20 protein-coding genes are annotated in these 18,319 nt (G+C 72.2%); 7 read left to right on the top strand and 13 right to left on the bottom strand.

Annotated features, from left to right (window positions below):
- The 3 genes from recO to C3486_RS33370 all read right to left on the bottom strand — a co-directional run.
- Positions 1-213, bottom strand: a 213-nt coding sequence (gene recO, locus C3486_RS33380; RefSeq protein ID WP_103836611.1) for a DNA repair protein RecO, incomplete at its 3' end; no start/stop codon positions are given.
- A 45-nt stretch (positions 214-258) separates the two neighbouring features.
- The gene (locus C3486_RS33375; protein ID WP_103836610.1) at positions 259-474 is read right to left on the bottom strand and encodes a hypothetical protein; all 216 of its coding nucleotides are present in this window, start codon (positions 472-474) and stop codon (positions 259-261) included.
- A complete protein-coding gene (locus C3486_RS33370; RefSeq protein WP_308461284.1) occupies positions 471-752 on the bottom strand; it encodes a hypothetical protein in 282 nt (93 codons plus the stop codon). The genes C3486_RS33375 and C3486_RS33370 overlap by 4 nt, the downstream gene beginning before the upstream one ends.
- 81 nt (positions 753-833) lie before the next feature.
- On the opposite strand from C3486_RS33370, the gene C3486_RS33365 reads away from it, so the two are divergent.
- Positions 834-1,664, top strand: a complete 831-nt coding sequence (locus C3486_RS33365; protein ID WP_103836609.1) for a helix-turn-helix transcriptional regulator — start codon at positions 834-836, stop codon at positions 1,662-1,664.
- On the top strand, positions 1,646-1,840 hold the full coding sequence (locus C3486_RS33360; protein ID WP_103836608.1) for a DUF397 domain-containing protein: 195 nt from the start codon (positions 1,646-1,648) through the stop codon (positions 1,838-1,840). Before C3486_RS33365 ends, C3486_RS33360 begins: the two co-directional genes overlap by 19 nt.
- Here the strand turns inward: C3486_RS33360 and C3486_RS33355 are convergent.
- On the bottom strand, positions 1,837-2,532 hold the full coding sequence (locus C3486_RS33355) for a TerB family tellurite resistance protein (RefSeq protein WP_258053159.1): 696 nt from the start codon (positions 2,530-2,532) through the stop codon (positions 1,837-1,839). The genes C3486_RS33360 and C3486_RS33355 overlap by 4 nt on opposite strands.
- A gap of 224 nt (positions 2,533-2,756) precedes the next feature.
- A complete protein-coding gene (leuA, locus tag C3486_RS33350; RefSeq protein ID WP_103836606.1) occupies positions 2,757-4,523 on the bottom strand; it encodes a 2-isopropylmalate synthase in 1,767 nt (588 codons plus the stop codon).
- A 322-nt stretch (positions 4,524-4,845) separates the two neighbouring features.
- Between leuA and C3486_RS33345 the strand changes: the two genes are divergently transcribed.
- The 4 genes from C3486_RS33345 to C3486_RS33330 all read left to right on the top strand — a co-directional run bounded on the left by C3486_RS33345 (position 4,846) and on the right by C3486_RS33330 (position 8,976).
- Positions 4,846-5,928 (top strand): M4 family metallopeptidase, encoded by a 1,083-nt coding sequence (locus C3486_RS33345; RefSeq protein ID WP_103836605.1) that lies wholly within the window; start codon positions 4,846-4,848, stop codon positions 5,926-5,928.
- A gap of 31 nt (positions 5,929-5,959) precedes the next feature.
- Positions 5,960-6,226 carry a protealysin inhibitor emfourin gene (locus C3486_RS33340; RefSeq protein ID WP_103836604.1) on the top strand — a complete coding sequence of 89 codons (267 nt, stop codon included), beginning with the start codon at positions 5,960-5,962 and terminating at the stop codon, positions 6,224-6,226.
- 111 nt (positions 6,227-6,337) lie between these two features.
- Positions 6,338-7,714, top strand: a complete 1,377-nt coding sequence (locus C3486_RS33335; protein ID WP_146075112.1) for a GH1 family beta-glucosidase — start codon at positions 6,338-6,340, stop codon at positions 7,712-7,714.
- 20 nt (positions 7,715-7,734) lie between these two features.
- Positions 7,735-8,976 (top strand): MFS transporter, encoded by a 1,242-nt coding sequence (locus C3486_RS33330; RefSeq protein WP_258053158.1) that lies wholly within the window; start codon positions 7,735-7,737, stop codon positions 8,974-8,976.
- On the opposite strand, the gene era is transcribed toward C3486_RS33330, so the two are convergent.
- The 7 genes from era to C3486_RS33295 form a co-directional block, all read right to left on the bottom strand.
- The gene (gene era / locus C3486_RS33325) at positions 8,973-9,911 is read right to left on the bottom strand and encodes a GTPase Era (protein WP_103836602.1); all 939 of its coding nucleotides are present in this window, start codon (positions 9,909-9,911) and stop codon (positions 8,973-8,975) included. The two genes, C3486_RS33330 and era, sit on opposite strands and share 4 nt — an antisense overlap.
- 78 nt (positions 9,912-9,989) lie before the next feature.
- Positions 9,990-10,340, bottom strand: coding sequence for a cytidine deaminase (locus C3486_RS33320; protein ID WP_103836601.1), 351 nt, complete (start codon positions 10,338-10,340; stop codon positions 9,990-9,992).
- A gap of 134 nt (positions 10,341-10,474) precedes the next feature.
- Positions 10,475-11,272 carry a hypothetical protein gene (locus C3486_RS33315; protein ID WP_258053157.1) on the bottom strand — a complete coding sequence of 266 codons (798 nt, stop codon included), beginning with the start codon at positions 11,270-11,272 and terminating at the stop codon, positions 10,475-10,477.
- 75 nt (positions 11,273-11,347) lie between these two features.
- A complete protein-coding gene (locus C3486_RS33310) occupies positions 11,348-12,724 on the bottom strand; it encodes a hemolysin family protein (RefSeq protein WP_258053156.1) in 1,377 nt (458 codons plus the stop codon).
- A 4-nt stretch (positions 12,725-12,728) separates the two neighbouring features.
- Positions 12,729-13,226 (bottom strand): rRNA maturation RNase YbeY, encoded by a 498-nt coding sequence (gene ybeY, locus C3486_RS33305; protein WP_103836599.1) that lies wholly within the window; start codon positions 13,224-13,226, stop codon positions 12,729-12,731.
- Positions 13,227-13,237: 11 nt separating this feature from the next.
- Complete coding sequence (locus C3486_RS33300) at positions 13,238-14,245, bottom strand: PhoH family protein (RefSeq protein WP_103836598.1); 1,008 nt, start codon at positions 14,243-14,245, stop codon at positions 13,238-13,240.
- A gap of 324 nt (positions 14,246-14,569) precedes the next feature.
- Positions 14,570-15,751, bottom strand: coding sequence for a carbohydrate kinase family protein (locus C3486_RS33295; protein WP_103836597.1), 1,182 nt, complete (start codon positions 15,749-15,751; stop codon positions 14,570-14,572).
- 111 nt (positions 15,752-15,862) lie between these two features.
- Here C3486_RS33295 and C3486_RS33290 point away from each other — a divergent pair, with 111 nt between their 5' ends.
- A complete protein-coding gene (locus C3486_RS33290; protein ID WP_103836596.1) occupies positions 15,863-17,194 on the top strand; it encodes a 6-phospho-beta-glucosidase in 1,332 nt (443 codons plus the stop codon).
- A gap of 100 nt (positions 17,195-17,294) precedes the next feature.
- Here C3486_RS33290 and C3486_RS37050 read toward each other — a convergent pair whose 3' ends face one another.
- Positions 17,295-18,209 carry a hypothetical protein gene (locus C3486_RS37050; RefSeq protein ID WP_146075111.1) on the bottom strand — a complete coding sequence of 305 codons (915 nt, stop codon included), beginning with the start codon at positions 18,207-18,209 and terminating at the stop codon, positions 17,295-17,297.
- Between the last annotated feature and the right edge of the window lie 110 nt (positions 18,210-18,319).

Genomic DNA, 18,319 nt, shown 5'->3' with positions numbered 1-18,319 from the left:
GCGTCCGACCAGTTCGGCGCCGCGCGCGAAGAACTGCACGTCCACGTGCGAGAACGGCTCCAGCCGCGCGCCGAACTTCGACTTCGTACGCCGTACACCGCGGGCCACGGCACGCACCCGGCCATGGCCGCGGGTCAGCAGCGTGATGATCCGGTCCGCCTCCCCCAGCTTCTGGGTGCGCAGCACGACACCGTCATCACGGAACAGGCTCATGCCGCCATTGTCGCGCATGGCCCGTGCGGGGCCCGTACGGCGGTCTCAGCCCACCTCGCCCCGGCTGCGGGCGTTCACGTAGGCCGTGGCCGCGCGCAGCCGCTCCTGTGCGGTGGCGTCGCGCACCGCCTCGGGGTCGCAGTCCCACTCCCGGCCGCCGCCCACCGGCCGCAGCTGGAGATACGGCCCCTCGCTCCCCATCACCAGTCCCACTCTGCCCGTCCGCGTGTCGACGACGTACGAACCCACCGCCGCGCTCATCGTTCCTCGCTCGCTTCCTTCTCTCGTTCCTGCAGCACGGCGATCAGTTTCCGTGCCGTTCCGACCGTGCAGCGTCCGAATTCGACCAGCGGCCGAGGTGTTTCGTACGCCCACGAAATGAGGTCGAGGCGGAGGGAAGGGAGTACGACACCGGCCCGCGCGAGCGCTTCCCGCAATTCCCGCACCGTCGCCTCCCCGTCCTCAATGCTTTCCGCCGCCGACCGCGCGTCCCACTTTCCCGTCACGGCCTTTCCCTCCGGGAGATTTTCGCTGTTCACCCCCTTAGCGTGCGGGCCCCGATCTAAAATCGGCACCCGTGCACGCGCTACAACTGCGCGGCAGGGCGAGGGGGTTAGGCCGTGGCCAAACCACGACAGGCCGCCTGGGAATTCTTCGGCGCCGAGCTCAAGCGGCGCCGCGAGGCCGCCGGTTTCACGCAGCAGGAGCTGGGCAGCCGAGTTTTCGTATCCGGCGGCTACATCGGCCAGTTCGAACAGGCGATCCGAAAACCGCAGCTGGATGTAGCGGAGAGGATTGACGAAACCCTGGAGACGGACGGCTTTTTCGCCCGCATGTGCGAGAAGCTCATCAATAACCCTGGCTATCCGCTGTTCTTCGCCGCTACGGCGGAACTGGAACGCCTCGCCACCGCCATCCATGACTTCGACCCGACCTTTGTGCCGGGCCTCCTGCAAACGGCCGCCTACGCACGGGCGGTCATGGTGGGCGAGGATCCGCTCGACTCCGACGAGGCCATCGAGGAGAAGGTCACGGCCCGCCTGTGCCGAGCCGACGTACTCAAGGCTCCTCGCACACCGGAGTATTGGGTGGTCGTGCACGAGGCGGCGCTCCGGTTCCCCGTGGGTGGCCCCGCCGCTATGGCCCAGCAACTGGGCCGCGTGGCGGACATCTCGCGCTCCCGCCGGGTGGGGGTGCAGGTGCTGCCCTTCGCGGAGGGTCCGCACCCCAGCATGGGCAAGATGCTGCGGCTCATGGAGTTCGACGACGCCCCGCCCGCGGCCTATACAGAGGGCCTGTACGCGGGCAATCTGCTGGACGATCCGACCGTAGTGAAGCGCGCCCGCCGCACATACGATCGGCTCAGGGCCGTCGCACTGTCGCCGGAGGCGTCCCTGGCCCTGATCGAGTCGGCGGCGGAGGACTGGAGACAATGCGCGAGCATGACTTGAGCGCCGCCGAGTGGCGCAAGAGCTCGTACAGCAGCGGTGAGGGCGGCAACTGCCTCGAGGTCGCCGAAATCGACGCCCCCGTCGTCCCCGTGCGGGACAGCAAGGATCCCGACGGGCCCGCCGTCGTCTTCTCCGCCGACGCGTGGGCGAGGTTCCTCGCGACCCTTACGCCCTAGGAGGGCGTACGCGCCGCCGCCGCGAGGAGGCGCTCCGTGTCGGACTCGTCCAGCGAGAGCGCGGCTCCGACCGTCGTGAGGACTTCCCGTTCCGGGCCCGTGTAGGGGCCGTCCGCGAGGGCGATGCGGGCGCCCTGGAGGAGCAGGGACTCGCGGCCCGCAGGGGCGAGGTGCGGGGCGAGCGGCTCGAGCGCTTCGTGGAGCTCTATGGCCAGCGCGGTGCCGCAGGGATCGAGGCCGTCGCGGCCGTCGTGGTACGTGCCGGGGAGCCGGCCCGTGTCCGCTGCGAGCGCGGCCAGCAGGGAGAGCAGCTGATCCTCCGTGCACTCCGTGAAGCCCGCGGCGCGCACCGCGGAGACCGCCTGCTCGCGGACCGGGCGGGAGGCCGTGCCGCCGGCCGCCAGCAGCGCGAGCGTCACCGTGTGCACCGCGTCGCGGAGCATCGCGGAGAAGCGGGTGGTGGTGGGGTGGTCCAGCGCGTCGAGACCGAAGCGGCTGCCGCAGGCGGAGCACTCCAGGACGGGCCCGGCCGTGCCGCGGGGCAGGACCGGGACGCCGAGCAGGGAAAGTCGGCGCCTGCCCGTACGACGGCGGTAGTTGCGGTCGCCACCGCACTCGGGACAGAAGAACTCGCCGTCGGCGATCGTGCGCCATGACGTGCGCACGCCCACCAGACCCAGCTTCTGCTTCACGCCAGACCTCCGTACCGCTTCGGCAACGCTGCCGCGCTGACGTGATGTTAGCCACATCCCCTCCGCCGCGTCAGCATGTCGTAACCGACATTGCGGAAGGCCCCGCCCCTCTTGCGGAAGAGGGGCGGGGCCTTCGGTGCGGCGCGGCGGCGGGCCGGGAAACCGGCCCGCCGGTAGGGTCCGGGACCCGGCCAGCGGGTTTACCGGACTCGTCCGTAGGGGTGTCAGCGGCTCGCGCGGTTGACGGCGGACACGACGGCCTTGATGGAGGCGCGGACGATGTTCGCGTCGATGCCGACGCCCCACAGAACCTTGTCGCCGATGGCGCATTCGATGTACGCGGCGGCCTGCGCCCCGGCGCCCTCGCTCATCGTGTGCTCGACGTAGTCCAGCAGACGGACGTCGACGTCGATGGCGTGCAGCGCGTCGAAGAACGCGGCCAGCGGGCCGTTGCCGGTACCCGTCAGGACCGTGTCCTGGCCGTCCACGACCGCCTCGACGGTCAGCGCGTCCGTGCCCTCGGTGGTGGTCGACGCCTGCGCGGAGCGCAGCGAGATGCGGCCCCAGGGGTTCTCCGGGGTCGGCAGGTACTCGTCCTGGAAGGTGGACCAGATGTCCGCCGGGGTGACCTCGCCGCCCTCGGAGTCGGTCTTCTCCTGGATGATCCGGGAGAACTCGATCTGCATGCGGCGCGGCAGGTCCAGCTTGTGGTCGTTCTTCAGGACGTAGGAGATGCCGCCCTTGCCGGACTGGGAGTTGACGCGGATGACCGCCTCGTAGGAGCGGCCGACGTCCTTCGGGTCGATGGGCAGGTACGGCACCGCCCACTCGATCTCCTCGACGCTCTTGCCCGCGGCGGCCGCGTCGGCCTCCCGCGCGTCGAAGCCCTTCTTGATGGCGTCCTGGTGGGAGCCGGAGAAGGCGGTGTAGACCAGGTCGCCCGCGTAGGGGTGGCGCGGGTGGACCTCCATCTGGTTGCAGTACTCGGAGGTGCGGCGGATCTCGTCGATCTGCGAGAAGTCGATCATCGGGTCGACGCCCTGGCTGAACAGGTTCATGCCCAGGGTGACCAGGTCGACGTTGCCGGTGCGCTCGCCCTGCCCGAACAGACAGCCCTCGACGCGGTCGGCGCCGGCCATCACGGCCAGCTCGGCGGCGGCGACGGCGGTGCCGCGGTCGTTGTGCGGGTGGGTCGACAGGCAGACGTACTCGCGGCGGGAGAGGTTGCGGGACATCCACTCGAAGCGGTCCGCGTGCGTGGACGGCGTGGAGCGCTCGACCGTGGCGGGCAGGTTCAGGATGATCTCGCGGCCCTCCTCGGGCTGCCAGACGTCCATGACCGCCTCGCAGACCTCCAGCGCGAAGTCCAGCTCGGTGTCGGTGAAGATCTCGGGGCTGTACTGGTAGCCGAAGATCGTCTCGTCGCCCAGGATCTTGTCGGCGTACTCCATGACCAGCCGGGTGCCGTCCACGGCGATCTGCTTGACCTCTTCCTTGGAGCCGCGGAAGACGACCCGGCGGAAGGTGGGCGCGGTGGCGTTGTACAGGTGCACCGTCGCGCGGTGGGCGCCGCGCAGCGACTCGACGGTCTTCTCGATCAGCTCTTCGCGCGCCTGGGTCAGGACGGAGATCGTCACGTCCTCGGGGATCGCGCCCTCTTCGATGATCGAGCGTACGAAGTTGAAGTCGGTCTCACCGGAGGAGGGGAAGCCGACCTCGATCTCCTTGTAGCCCATCTTGACCAGCAGGTCGAACATCTCGCGCTTGCGCGCGGGCGACATGGGGTCGATCAGCGCCTGGTTGCCGTCCCGCAGGTCGGTGGACAGCCACCGGGGGGCCTTGGTGATGCGCTTCTCCGGCCACGTGCGGTCGGGGATGTGCACCGTCTCGTAGCGGCCGTACTTGTGCACGGGCATGCCGGACGGCTTCTGCTGGACCGTGGCGGCGGTGATGGGGGTCGGGCGGCCGATGGCGTTCTCGGACTTCGACATGATGCGCAGGGCTCCTCGTAGGTCCCGGTCTCTGGGGTCCCCAGCCGGCTGGGCGGGGGAGGCCGACGGGCGAAAACCGCAACACCGAACTCCGCGGGGAGGGGTCGGCCTACGACTACAGGCCCTCGCCGCGGCAGCTAAGGAGAAGCAGCCCGAAACGCATGGTGCACAGCACCCTAGCCGAGACCCGTGACGAATGGACATGCCGTTTCAGTATGCGGGACCGAAGATCCGATGGGGGCGTTTAGCGACCAAGCACACATTCGCGGGAATCTCGGCAGCAGGGAGTGACACAGCACTCACCCAGTGCCACTCTCGCCACATGGACGACACTTCCTCGAACCACAGTCCCGTCTTCTGCGGGATCGTCCCCCCGCACCTTCTGGACCGGCTCACGCAGTCGGGGAGCAGCGCACTCTCCGGCCGGGCCCGCCGCACCCTGGAGCACGACGCCCTGCAGCGCACCCGCCGCCGCATCTCCGTCCGCGGCGCGGCCGCGCCGGCCGAGGCCCGCGCCGGCAGCGACAAGCCGCAGCGCACGATCTATGACGCGGAACACACCGAGAACCTGCCGGGCACCAAGGTGCGCGGCGAGTCCGACCCGGCCGGCTCCGACGCCTCGGTGAACCGCGCGTTCGCCGGCCTCGGCGCCACGTTCGAGCTGTACTTCACGGCGTACGGGCGGCGCTCCATCGACGGCGCCGGGCTGCCGCTGGACGCCACGGTCCACTACGGCCGGGAGTACGACAACGCCTTCTGGGACGGCGAGCGGATGGTCTTCGGGGACGGCGACGGCGAGCTGTTCCTGGACTTCACCACGGCGCTGGACGTGATCGGCCACGAGCTGACCCACGGCGTCACGCAGTACACCGCCAACCTGGACTACCTCGGCCAGTCCGGCGCGCTGAACGAATCGGTCTCCGACGTCTTCGGCTCGCTGATCAAGCAGTACTCCCTCAAGCAGACGGCCGCGCAGGCGGACTGGCTCATCGGCGACGGGCTGCTCGGCCCGGCCGTCGACAAGGGCACGGCGCTGCGCTCGATGAAGGCACCCGGCACGGCCTACGACGACGACGTGCTCGGCAAGGACCCGCAGCCCGCCACGATGGCGGACTACGTCGAGACCTCGCAGGACAACGGCGGCGTCCACATCAACTCCGGCATCCCCAACCACGCCTTCTACCTGGCGGCGACCGCCCTCGGCGGCAACGCCTGGGAGCGCGCGGGCCAGATCTGGTACGACGTGCTGACGGGCGGGGAGCTCGCGAAGGACGCCCAGTTCGCGGATTTCGCCAAGCTGACGATCGACGCGGCGAAGGCCCGGTACGGCGACCAGGGCGAGGAGCAGGAGGCCCTGGTGAAGGCGTGGTCGGAAGTGGGCGTCGTCAAGAAGCAGGGTCATTGACCGGCGGCCTTTCGAGGAGAAGGCTGCCGTCATGCGGATTCAGGTGAGGCGCACCGGCGGGTTCGCCGGGATCGAGAAGTACGCCGAGGTCGACACGGCCGGGCGGGCCGACGCCGCGCAGTGGGGCGACCTGGTCGAGCGGGCGCTGGCCGACGGGCGGAGTGAGCCGCCGGTCGGGGTGCCGGACGGGTTCGCGTACCAGATCACCGTCGGCGACCGGACGGTCTACTGCGCCGACCCGCGGCTGACCGATCCCCAGCGCAAGCTGATCACGCAGGTGCTCAAGGAAGGCTCGTAGCGCCGCCCACGGCGGCCGGCGGCGGGCGCACCACGACGCGTGCCAGGGGTGCGGGCAGGCGGCTCCGCCCGCGCCCTTGACACGTTACTGAAGGGTCAAGAAGATCCGGCCATGACGCCGCCCCCACACCCGTCACCCGGCTCCCTCCCCCTCCCCCGTTTCCCCGCGGACTTCCTGTGGGGCGTGTCCACCTCGGCGCAGCAGATCGAGGGCGCCGTGGCCGAGGACGGGCGCGGCCGCTCGGTCTGGGACGCGTTCACGGCCGTGCCCGGCCGGGTGAAGGACGGCTCGGACTCCGCCGTCGCCACCGGCCACTATCACCGGTACCGCGAGGACGTGGCGCTGCTCGCGGAGCTGGGCGCCGACGCGTACCGCTTCTCCGTCTCCTGGCCGCGCGTGCTCCCCGGCGGCACGGGCCCGGTCAACGCCGCGGGCCTGGACTTCTACGACCGGCTGGTGGACGAGCTGCTGGCCGCCGGCGTGCAGCCGCTCCCCACGCTCTACCACTGGGACACCCCGCTGCCGCTGGAGGAGGCGGGCGGCTGGCTCTCCCGGGACACCGCGCACGCCTTCGCCGCGTACGCGGACACCGTCGCGGCCCGGCTCGGCGACCGCGTACCGCGCTGGATCACCCTGAACGAACCGGCCGAGGTCACCCTCCTCGGCTACGGGCTCGGCGTGCACGCGCCGGGCAAGAAGCTGCTCTTCGACGCGCTGCCGGCCGCCCACCACCAGCTCCTCGGGCACGGCCTCGCGCTCCAGGCGCTCCGGGCCCGCGGCGCCCGTGAGATCGGCATCGCCAACTCGCACGGCCCGACCTGGCCGGCCTCCGAGGACGGGGCCGACCGCGGCGCCGCCGACCTCTACGACCTGCTGCTCAACCGGCTCTTCGCCGACCCGCTGCTGCTCGGCCGCTACCCGGACGAGGAGCTGGCCGCGCTGCTGCCGGGCCCGGTCGCCGAGGACCTGAAGGTCATCTCCCAGCCGCTGGACCGGTACGGCGTCAACTACTACCAGCCGACGAAGGTCGGCGCCCCGGACCCGGCGGCCCCCGCCGCCGACCTCGGCGGCATCGCCCTGCCGCCGGAACTCCCCTTCGCGCCGCGCGAGATCGCGGACCGGCCGCGTACCGCGTTCGGCTGGCCGGTGGTCCCCGAGGCGCTGACCGAGCTGCTCACCGGCTTCCGCGACCGCTACGGCGCGGCCCTCCCGCCCGTCGTCATCACCGAGAACGGCTGCTCGTACGACGGCGTCGAGGACCCCGAACGCATCGCGTTCCTCGACGCCCACCTGCGGGCGCTGCACGAGGCGATGACGGCCGGCGTCGACGTCCGCGGCTACTTCGTCTGGTCGCTGCTGGACAACTTCGAATGGGCGGAGGGGTACGCGCAGCGCTTCGGCCTGGTCCACGTCGACTACGCCACCCTGACCCGCACCCCGAAGGCGTCCTTCCACTGGCTGCGGGACGCGCTGCGGGCCCAGCGGTGACACCGGGCGCCGGCCCGGCGGTGGCGGCTCCGGACGCCCTGGCCGAGCCCGCCGAGCCGGTCGGCGCGGGCTGGACGGGCGCCCTCTCCCTCGCCAACGGGGCGCTGTGGGTCGGCTGGTTCGGCCCGCTGCAGATCCTCCTCGCACTCCAGGCCGCCGAACTGGCGCCGCCGGGCACCGCCAAGGAATCGGTCCTCGCCTGGGTGACCGGCGCCGGCGCGGCCGTCGCGCTCGCCGCCACCCCCGTCTTCGGCGCGGTCTCGGACCGTACGGCCGGCCGCTTCGGCCGCCGCCGCCCGTGGCTCGTGGCCGGCGTCCTCGGCGGCGCGGGCGGCCACGTCCTGCTGGCGACGGCGGGCACCTGGCAGCTGATGCTGCTGGGCTGGTGCCTGGTGCAGCTGGCGCTCAGCGCCGCGTTCGCCGCGCTCACCGCCGCGGTGCCGGACCGGGTGCCGCGGCGGCAGCGCGGCGCGGTCGGCGGCTGGCTGGGCGTGGCCCAGATCCTGGGCGTCCTGGCCGGCACCGGCCTGGCGACCCTGGCCGGCGGCGTCACCGCGGGCTACCTCGCCTGCGCCGCCTTCACGCTCCTCGCGCCGCTCCCGTACGTCCTGCTCCACCGGGACGCCGTGCTGCCCGCCGACCGCCGCCCGCCGTTCTCCTGGCGCGCGTTCCTGTACGGCTTCCGGCTGAGCCCGCGCCGCCACCCGGACCTGGCCTGGGCCTGGCTGACCCGCTTCCTGATCAACCTCGGCAACTCGCTGGTCCTGCTCTACCTGCTCTACTACCTGCGCGACGCGCTGCATCACCCGGACCCGGAGAACGGCGTACTGCTCCTGACCGCCGTCAACGGCGCCCTGCTCCTGGCCACGGTCGTGGTGTCCGGCCACTGGTCGGACCGCACGGGCCGCCGCAAGCCGTTCGTCCTGGGGGCCGGGGTCCTGATGACCGCGGCCACCGCGCTGCTCGCCGGCTGGCAGACCTGGCCCGGCGCGCTGGTCGCCGCCGCGCTGCTGGGCATCGGCTTCGGCGTCTTCACGTCCGTCGACTTCGCGCTGATGACCGACGTGCTCCCGGCCGCGGCGGACCGCGGCAAGGACCTCGGCATCATCAACATCGCCAACTCACTGCCGCAGGTGGTGGCCCCCGCACTGGCGGCCCCGGTGGTCCGGTACCTGGGCGGCTACCCGGCCCTCTACCTGACGGCAGCAGCGATCGGCCTGGCCGGCGCCCTCTTCGTACGCCGCATCCGGGGCGTCGCCTAGAAACCGAGCTTGCGCAGCTGCTTCGGGTCCCGCTGCCAGTCCTTGGCGACCTTCACATGCAGGTCCAGATAGACCGGCGTACCGAGCAGCGCTTCGATGTGCTTCCGGGACTTCATCCCGACGTCCTTCAGGCGCTTGCCCTTGGGGCCGATGATGATGCCCTTCTGGCTGGGCCGCTCGATGTAGACGATGGCGTGCACGTCCAGCAGCGGCTTGTCGGCCGGCCGGTCCTCGCGCGGCAGCATCTCCTCGACCACGACCGCGATGGAGTGCGGCAGCTCGTCCCGCACGCCCTCCAGCGCCGCCTCGCGGATCAGCTCGGCCACCATGACCTGCTCGGGCTCGTCGGTGAGGTCGCCCTCCGGGTACAGCGGCGGGCTCTCCGGCAGCATCGGCACCAGCAGATCGGCAAGCAGCCCCACCTGGCTGTCACCGACCGCCGACACCGGCACGATCTCGGCCCACTCGATCCCGAGCTCCTGCCCCAGCCTGTCGATCGCGATCAGCTGCTCGGCCAGCGTCTTGGAATCCACGAGATCGCTCTTGGTCACGATGGCGATCTTCGGGGTCTTCTTGATCCCCGCCAGTTCACCCGCGATGAACCGGTCACCGGGCCCGATCTTCTGGTCGGCCGGCAGACAGAAGCCGATGACATCGACCTCGGCCCACGTCGTCCGCACGACGTCGTTCAGCCGCTCGCCCAGCAGCGTGCGCGGCTTGTGCAGCCCCGGGGTGTCGACCAGCACGAGCTGCGCGTCCGGCCGGTGCACGATGCCGCGCACGGTGTGCCGGGTGGTCTGCGGCCGGTTCGAGGTGATGGCCACCTTCGTACCGACGAGAGCGTTCGTCAGGGTGGACTTGCCCGCGTTGGGGCGGCCTACGAAGCACGCGAAGCCGGCGCGGTGCGGGGCGGAGGAGTCTGTACGAGCGCTCATGCCGCCCATTCTCCCCGATCGCGGGCATGACACCGACCACCGGCCCGGCCGGACCGGTGGATCGGCGCGGCAGGCGGCTCAGCCCGCCTTGACGGTCTCCCGCAGCACGCCGTCGGGCCCGGCGACCAGCACGGGGGTCTCCGCACCGCCCAGGTCCCGGACGGCGGCACGGTCCGCGTCGGCCGCGGTGGCCGCCTCGGTCACGACGGCGGCGGCCTCCAGCGACTGCGCACCGCTGGCGACGGCCATCGCCACGGCGGTCTGCAGGGCGCTCAGCTTGAGGGAGTCGAGGGCAACGGTGCCCGCGACGTACGTCCGTCCGGTCTCGTCCCGCACGGCGGCGCCCTCGGCAACCCCGTTACGGGCACGCGCCGACCGGGCAAGCGTAATGATCTTGCGGTCTTCCGGGTCCACGACAGCTTCGCTCATACGGCCGACCTTATCCGCTCTCCCCACCCGCGGAGGCCCGGCCCCGCACCCTCAAGCCCCGCGCAGCGGCACCGCCCGCCGCAGGCGAAACGGCGCCGCGCCCACAGGGCACGGCGCCGCTCCACAAGGCAACCTCAAACGGAAGCCCCACCACTGGGCCCGATGTCCCCGTAACCCCCGGGGCCCCCGGCACTCCCGGTCCCCCCGGCGCTCCCGGCGCCGCCCGTGCGCCGCACCCGCTCCCGGGCCTCCGAGCTCTCCCGCTCGGCCCCCGAGAGCCACCGCTCCCAGCGTTCCTGCATCGGCTTGATGAGGCCGCCGCCGACGCCGACGACGAGGATGCCGCCGATCGTGCCGAGGACGGTGACCAGCACCGGCACGGTCACGCTGACGGCGACGCCGATCTGGTTCAGGGCCGCGATGATGCCCAGCGCCAGGATGAAGACGTAGGCGATGTTCGCCAGCGTCCTGCCGTACGACGTGCCGCTCAGCACCCCGGTGATGAGCGTCTTCGCCGCGTTGGCGATGGCCGCGATGATGACGATGATGATGATCGCCACAATGGCCTTCGGGATGAAGGCCACGACGCCCTTGAGCAGGACGCTGATCGGGTTGGGCCCGAACACCGAGAACGCGATCTGGAGGGCGATCAGCAGGATCGCGTAGTAGACGAGCTTGCAGATGAGACCGGTGGCCGTGAGCGGTGACTTCTCCAGGGCCTGCTTGAGCCCGCCCCGCTCGATCAGCTTCTCGAAGCCGATCTTGTGCAGCACGAGGTCGACGGCCTTGGCGAGCGCCTTCGCGATGATCCAGCCGATCAGCAGGATCACCAGGAAGGCGACCAGCTTCGGCACGAACGTGGCGACCGAGGTCCAGGCTTGCGAGACGCCCTTGCCGAAATCGACCGCCAAGAGCATCTGAGAGGTTCGCACGGTGTACTCCGCCCCTGGTTGACAGTGGGATTCGGTACGTACCCGCTGGAACCCGGCTCTCAGGGCAAGAGCGCCTCATTCACCTGTATGCCCCGTCGTACGTCGCCCACTCTGCGCTCCCTGTGCCTCCTGCGCCCCCTCCGCGCCGGTCCCGCCGGGCACTCCTGTGCCCACCGGCTCGACGAGCACGGTCACGATCTTGTTCCGGCGGCCCGCCGGCGACTCCGCGGTCAGTCGGAGCGCCTTGAGCGCGGGGTCGACCGCGTCCTCCGACAGATCGACCTCGGCCTGCGCGCCCGCGATCGGCACCCGGCCCAGCAGCTTCGCCAGCAGGCCGCCCACCGTCTCGACGTCCTCGTCGTCCAGCTCCAGGCCGTACAGCTCGCCGAGGTCGCCGATGTCCAGCCGGGCCGTGACCCGGTACCGGCCGTCGCCCAGCTCCTGCACCGGCGGCAGCTCGCGGTCGTACTCGTCGGTGATCTCGCCGACGATCTCCTCGAGGATGTCCTCGATCGTGACGATCCCCGCGGTGCCACCGTATTCGTCGATCACCACGGCAACGTGGTTGCGGTCCCGCTGCATCTCCCGCAGCAGGTCACCGGCGTTCTTCGTGTCCGGCACGAACACCGCGGGGCGCATCGCCGTCGACACCAGCTCGGTCTCGGCGTCGCGGCTGATGTGCACCTTCCGCGCGAGGTCCTTGACGTAGACGATGCCGACCACGTCGTCCTCGCTCTCCCCCGTGACGGGGATGCGCGAGAAGCCGGAACGCAGCGCCAGCGTCAGCGCCTGGCGGATGGTCTTGAAGCGCTCGACCGAGACCAGGTCCGTACGCGGCACCATGACCTCCCTGACGAGCGTGTCGCCGAGCTGGAAGACGGAGTGCACCATGCGGCGCTCCTCGTCCTCGATCAGCGACTCCTGCTCGGCGAGGTCGACCATCGCGCGCAGCTCGGCCTCGGAGGCGAAGGGGCCCTTGCGGAAGCCCTTGCCGGGGGTGAGCGCGTTACCGATCAGGATCAGGAGCTGCGGGACCGGCCCCATGATCCGGGCCAGCGGCAGCAGGACGTACGCCGCGATCGTGGCGGTGTTCAGCGGGTGCTGGCGGCCGATCGTGCGCGGCGAGACGCCGACCGCGACGTACGAGACGAGGACCATCACCGCGATGGCGACGGTCAGCGCCTGCCACGTCTCGGCGAACCGCCGCACGCACCAGTAGGTGACGACCACGGCTGCGGCCATCTCGCAGCCGACGCGCACCAGCAGCGCGACGTTCAGGTACCGCGTGGGGTCGGCGGCGACGGCCGCGAGCTTCGCGGCGCCGCGCCGGCCCGACCGGACGGCCTCCTCGGCGCGGAAGCTGGTCGTACGGGCGAGGCCCGCCTCCGCGCAGGCGGCGAGCCAGGCGACCACGACGAGGAGGACCGCGACGGCGATCAACTGGACGGACACCGCGTCACCGGGTGGTGGGCGCCGGGGACGGACCCTCGATGCCCTGCTCGGCCCGCCAGCCGTCGATGATCGCCGCCTGGAGGCCGAACATCTCGGCCTTCTCGTCCGGCTCCTCGTGGTCGTACCCGAGGAGGTGCAGGACGCCGTGGACGGTGAGCAGCTGCAGCTCCTCGTCCATGGAGTGCCCGGTCGGCGCCTCCTCGCCCTGCTTCTTGGCGACCTCGGGGCAGAGCACGATGTCGCCGAGCAGCCCCTGCGGGGGCTCCTCCTCGTCCTTGGCCGGCGGGCGCAGCTCGTCCATCGGGAAGGACATCACGTCGGTCGGGCCCGGGAGGTCCATCCACTGGATGTGGAGCTGCTCCATGGCATCGGCGTCGACGACGATCACCGACAGCTCGGACAGCGGGTGGATGCGCATCCTGCCGAGCGCATAGCGGGCGACGTCGAGGATCGCCTGCTCATCGATGTCCGTACCGGACTCGTTGTTGACGTCGATTGCCATCGTTGCTTCGCTCAGTGCTTTCCGTTGCGGCTGTCGTACTGCTCGTACGCGTCGACGATACGGCCCACGAGCTTGTGCCGGACGACGTCGGTGCTGGTGAGGCGCGAGAAATGGACGTCGTCGACGCCCTCCAGGATCTCCTGCACCTGGCGCAGACCGCTCTTCGTGCCGCCGGGCAGGTCGATCTGCGTCACGTCACCCGTGATGACGATCTTCGAGTCGAAGCCGAGGCGGGTGAGGAACATCTTCATCTGCTCGGGGTTCGTGTTCTGCGCCTCGTCGAGGATGATGAACGCGTCGTTCAGCGTCCGGCCGCGCATGTACGCCAGCGGCGCGACCTCGATCGTCCCGGCGGCCATCAGGCGCGGGATGGAGTCGGGGTCGAGCATGTCGTGCAGCGCGTCGTACAGCGGGCGCAGATACGGGTCGATCTTCTCGTAGAGCGTGCCGGGCAGGAAGCCCAGGCGCTCGCCCGCCTCGACCGCGGGCCGGGTCAGGATGATGCGGTTGACCTGCTTGGACTGCAGGGCCTGCACCGCCTTGGCCATGGCGAGGTAGGTCTTGCCCGTACCGGCGGGGCCGATGCCGAAGACGACGGTGTGCTGGTCGATGGCGTCGACGTACCGCTTCTGGTTCAGCGTCTTCGGGCGGATCGTGCGGCCGCGGTTGGAGAGGATGTTCTGCGTGAGCACCTCTGCGGGGGTCTCGCTCGACTCGCCCTCGCCGTCCTCCGCCGAGCGCAGCATGGCGATCGAGCGTTCCACTGCGTCCTCCGTCATCGGCTGTCCGGTGCGGAGCACCAGCATCATCTCGTCGAACAGGCGCTGGATGAGCGCGACGTCCGCGGGATCCCCGACCGCGCTGACCTCATTGCCACGGACGTGGATGTCGGCCGTCGGGAAGGCGTTCTCGATCACGCGCAGCAACGAGTCTCCCGAACCCAGGACCGTGACCATGGGGTGCTTGGGCGGGACGGTGAACTGGGCGCGCGCCTGCTGATTCGTGGGTGTCTGCGTCATGGGCCGGCTCTGTGGCCTGCTGATCCCCATTTCTACGTAGCGGTACCTGCGGCTCTCCTGAGCACGTCCAGGGTACGACGCGGCACCGACATCGACGGAGAACTTTTCGCGGAGGCCCGGTGCCCACCGGGAGCCGGTACGCCTGCGGCGGGACGGCGGGCGGTCGGCGGCAGCCGGAGGGCCACCGTGGCGGGGCGCCGCGTGCGGGGCGCCGGTGGCCGGATGTCCGCGGACGCGGCGGCTCGCCTTCGGGGGGAATCGAACGGGAGTCGCCCCCTTGCTCAGGGGTTACCCAGCGGGGGCCGCGCGCATCCGTCCCGGCGGCTACCTCGCGCGGCGGAAGCCGATCGTGGGGAGGGCGCGGGCCCGGTCCAGTGGCCACTGGCGGTACGCGGCGGGAAGGACGGACTCCAGGAACGCGTACCGCTCCCGGAGCGGGCGGCCGCCGGCGTCCCGGCCGCTGCCGCCGCCCGGCAGCGCCTCCGCGTGGTGGTCGCGCACCTGCTGCCACCACGCGGCGATCTCCGACCAGCCCGGCGCGGACAGCGAACCGCCGAACTCCTGCACCGACAGCGCCGCCGTCAGCCCCGCGAACGCCAGCCGGTCGGCCAGCGGCCACCCCGCGAGCGTGCCCGTCACGAAGCCCGCCACGAAGACGTCACCGGCCCCCGTCGGGTCCAGCGCCTCCACCGCGATCGCCGGGACCTCGGCGCTCTCCCCGGTCCGCGCATCCACCGCACACGCCCCCTGCGCCCCCATGGTGACCACCGCGACCGGCACCAGATCGGCCAGCTTGCGCGCCGCGGCCTGCGGCGAATCGGTACGGGTGTACCGCATCGCCTCCTCCGCGTTCGGCAGGAACGCCTCGCAGTGTTCGAGGTCGGCGAGGTCGGCCGGGTCCCAGCGCCCGGTGTCGTCCCAGCCCACGTCGGCGAAGATCCGGGCGCCCCGCCCTGCAGCGCACCCGAGCCAGCCCTCCCGGCGTCCCGGCACCAGCGAGGCCACACAGGCGCGCGAGGCGGGCGGGCAGCCCGGCGCGTGCCCTCCGTCGAAGGCGGACTCCGGCGCCGGCGCCTCGTGCCCGTGCGACACCATCGTGCGCTCGCCCTCGTACGCCATGGAGACGGTCACCGGCGAGTGCCACCCGGGCACCTTCCGCGACATCGACAGGTCGATGCCCTCGCCCTGGCGCAGCGCGTCCCAGCAGTACTCGCCGTACATGTCGTCCCCGAAGGCGGCGGCCAGCGAGGTGTGCAGGCCGAGCCGGGCCAGCGCGGTGGCCATGTTGGCGACCCCGCCGGGGCTCGACCCCATGCCGCGCGCCCAGGACTCGGTGCCCCGCACCGGCGCCGAGTCCAGCCCGGTGAAGATGATGTCGAGGAACACCGTGCCGGTGAGGTAGACGTCCGTGGCCGGGTCGCGGGGCCCGCGTACGGCGGCGAGCGGATCGAGCACCGCCGGCGCGGGACTCGTGGGCGCGAACTGTTCTCCGTCTCGAGCGCTCACCTTGCCTGCCCCTTTCGTCCGTGCGCGTGACGCCAGTGTGCCGGATCGGCACGCCTGGCGGCTGCCGGTGGGGCGGGTCCTGGCGGGTCTTCGTGCGGTACGTTCCGGCCCATGAGGCTCACGATTCTCGGTGGTGGCGGCTTCCGGGTGCCGCTGGTCCACCGCGCGTTGCTCGACGATCCCGCGCGCGCCGTGACGGAGGTGACGCTCCACGACACGGACCCACGCCGGCTGCGGGTGATCTCGGCGGTGCTGGAGCAGCAGGCGGCGGGGCACGCGCACCCCGTGCCGGTACGGCTCGCGACGGACCTCGACGACGCCCTGCGCGGCGCCGACTTCGTCTTCTCCGCGATCCGGGTCGGCGGCACGGCGGGCCGCGTCGCGGACGAGCGCATCCCGCTCTCCGAGGGCGTGCTCGGCCAGGAGACGGTGGGCGCCGGCGGTGTGCTGTACGGGCTGCGCACGATCCCCGTGGCGCTGCGGATCGCCGAGCGGGCAGCGGCCGTGGCGCCGGACGCCTGGGTCATCAACTTCACCAATCCGGCGGGCATGGTCACCGAGGCGATGGCCGAGGTGCTGGGCGACCGGGTCATCGGCATCTGCGACTCGCCGGTCGGGCTGGTGCGCCGGGCGGCGCGCGCTGCGGGCGCCGATCCGGACGCGGTGACGTACGACTACGTGGGGCTCAACCACCTCGGCTGGCTCCGGTCGCTGACCACCGGGGACGCCGAGCGGGCCGGCAGCGGCCGCGACCTGCTGCCGGAGCTGCTCGCCGACCCCGTGGCCCTCGGGTCGTTCGAGGAGGGCCGGCTCTTCGGGGCCGAGTGGCTGCACGCCCTCGGGGCGCTGCCCAACGAGTACCTCCATTACTACTACTTCCGCCGCGAGACGCTCGCCTCCGTACAGGAGTCGGACGAGCCCCGCGGTGCCTTCCTCGACCGGCAGCAGGGCGGCTTCTTCGACGCGGCCGACCGGGACCCTGCGCAGGCGTACGCGCTGTGGGAGCGGACGCGCCTGGAGCGCGAGGAGACGTACATGGCGGAGAGCCGCGAGGCCAGCGGCGGCTGGCAGCGCGACAGCTGCGACCTGGAGGGCGGCGGTTACGACCGGGTGGCGCTGGCCCTGATGCACGCCATCGCGCACGACCGGCGGACCCGGCTGATCCTCAACGTGCGCAACGGGACGACCGTGCCCGCGCTCGCGCCCGAGGCGGTCATCGAGACGGTCTGCGAGGTGGGCGCGGGCGGCGCCACGCCGCTGCCGTGCGCCCCGCTCCGCGCTGACCAGCTGGGGCTGATGCTGCAGCTGAAGGCGGTGGAACGGGCGACCGTGGAGGCGGCGGTCTTCAAGGACCGGGAGGCGGCCCTGCGGGCCCTCGCGCTGCACCCGCTGGTGGACTCCCCGGCGGTGGCTGCCCGCATCCTGGCGCGCGCGGCGGACTGAGGCGGCGGACTGAGTACGGGGCCGGGCCGGCGGGGCGGCGTACGGCTCGGCGGACGGCGCGGGCCATGGCCCGGGGCCGGGGCCGGCGCCGGGGCGCGGCTCAGCGGTTGGCGGGCTCGGCCAGCTGGGCCAGGCGGCGCTGTACGTCGTCGCGGGCGCCGCTCTTGCCGGGGACCCGGTCACGCAGGTTGGCCAGCTCCACCCCCAGGTCACGGATGCTGTTCCGGTCGGTGACCTGGTGCCAGCAGTGGTGCGCCCGGTCCACGGCGGCCACGACCTCGGGGTCGGTCTCGCCCTGCCCGCCGGCCAGCCGGACGTGCGCCGACCGCATCCACAGCCCGCTCGCCCGTACCGGCTCCTCGGCCTGACGGGCGAGTTCGGCCTGTACCTCGATCCAGTGCACGGCCTCGGGCGACACGGGCCCGTGGCTCCGCAGCGCGGCCTGCTCCCAGGCGGCGGCCATCGCCGCGGCCTCCCCGTGCCGCCCGGCAGCGGCCGCGGCGAAGACGGCGTGGTGCGGATCGGCCGCGGTCGCCGCACCCGGTACCGGGGGTATGGCCGCCACCACGGGAATCGGCGGCCGCGTCGGCATCGGCGGCAACGGCACGGGGGCGGCGGCGACGGGGGCGGCCTCCGCTGAGGCGGGCCGCACGGGAGCGGCGTGTGCCGGAGCGGCCGCTGCCGAAGCGGCCCCCACCGGGGCGGGTGCCCCCGGCTCGGGCGACGGGGCGGGCGACGGGGCGGCGGGAGCCAGCTCGTAGTCGGAGGGGGGCTCGGACTGCGGCGCGGGAGTGGCCTCGGAACTGGGCTCGGGCGCGGGATCGGGCTCCGGCTGCGGCTTCGCCGCGGGGGCAGCCTCGGGCTCGGCACCGAGCTCGGGCGCGGGCTCAGGCTCGGACTCGGCGTCAATCTCGCGCGTGGGCGCGGGCTCGGCCTCGTACGCCGGCACCGGCTCGGGGCAAGGCGCCTGCTCGGGCGCCGAGGCCCGCTCGGGAGTCAAGGTCCGCTCGGACACCGGCGCCGGCTCCCGGCACGGGCCCCGGCTCGTGCCCGACGACCGGCTCGGGAGCCAGGCGCGACACGCGCCACCGGCTCCGGAGCAGGCCCGACAGGCGCCACCGGCTC

The organism is Streptomyces sp. Ru73, from assembly GCF_002920575.1.
Classification (GTDB): Bacteria; Actinomycetota; Actinomycetes; order Streptomycetales; family Streptomycetaceae; genus Streptomyces.
The sequence above is the reverse complement of the archived record's forward strand: the minus strand, read 5'-3'. Positions and strand labels throughout refer to the sequence as shown.